Here is a 965-nt window from a genome sequence, read left to right as displayed (position 1 = left end):
TTCAAAAGGATATTGTCGTAATGTACCGCCAGTTTTATATTGCCCAGATAAGGAATGCGCACAAAGCCCTTGCCGCTGTAATAGCCGTTGCTTCCAAATACCGTGGTCACTATCACGGTAAAGTCCCCTGCTGTAAATTGCTGTCCGGGCAAGAGACTGGGCAAAGGTTCTTGGTTCTGTATATCTATGCTCGGCGATATGCCGCACTGGTACAGCTCCTCCACCTCGGTCTCCAGTGCCGTGGTGAACTGCTTTACGGGGCTCCAACCGCTCTGGCCCAGCCCACAGTCCTTTTTCAATTGGTACTCGTAGGGCGTTCCGGGCCTTAAATCCCAAAGCGTGGTCCAGTTTGCATTGGTACGGTTCAGGAACCATGCATTGCCCTCCCCTTTCTGCCGGTAGCGTACGGTGAACTCGGGCACCTCGGTACTGGGGTCGTCCCAAAGGATGTTGGCCCGTCCGCTGCCACGTACCTCGTGCCGTAGGTTGGGCGGTACCTCACAGGGGGCCAAGTGGACAAAGGAGAAGATCTCGCTGTACCCTTGGTTCTCGAACTGTCCTATGGCTTCCGCCCCATCCACAGCTTTGGCCCGTACCCGCCACGCATAGGCATAGTTGGGCAACAGAACGGGGTCGGCGGGGCCATACAGATAGCTGGTAGCCCTTGTCACGGTCTGGAACATGGGCGGGGTTGCCAAAAAAGCGGCCTGTGGGTCTATGGTATTGTCCCAAAGCTCCACCAGGCTCAGTTCGTATTCCACATGGGTCACGTTGAGCTGTCTGGGCGTCCATTGGAAGACAATGTTCTGTGGATTGGTCTGGTCTATCTGGATCCCATTTTGGGGCAATACCAAAAATGGCGGTCGGTTCTGGAAAATGAAGATGCTTGCACACGAACGGGCCGAGAGGCGTTTGCCCGTGAGGACATCAAAGACCTCAAAACATATCCGGTACGAACCTTCGGG

At 55.0% G+C, this 965-nt stretch carries 1 protein-coding gene; it reads right to left on the bottom strand.

Translation table 11 applies throughout. The features are described from left to right. The coding region (locus KIM67_RS18485) for a fibronectin type III domain-containing protein (protein WP_213833031.1) at window positions 1–770 on the bottom strand (770 nt) is incomplete at its 3' end. Window positions 771–965 lie beyond the last annotated feature (195 nt).

This window comes from Flagellimonas sp. 389, from assembly GCF_018449435.1.
In the GTDB taxonomy this organism is placed as follows: domain Bacteria; phylum Bacteroidota; class Bacteroidia; order Flavobacteriales; family Flavobacteriaceae; genus Flagellimonas.
Note: the sequence above shows the minus strand (reverse complement) of the source record. Positions and strands in the feature narration are given on the sequence as shown.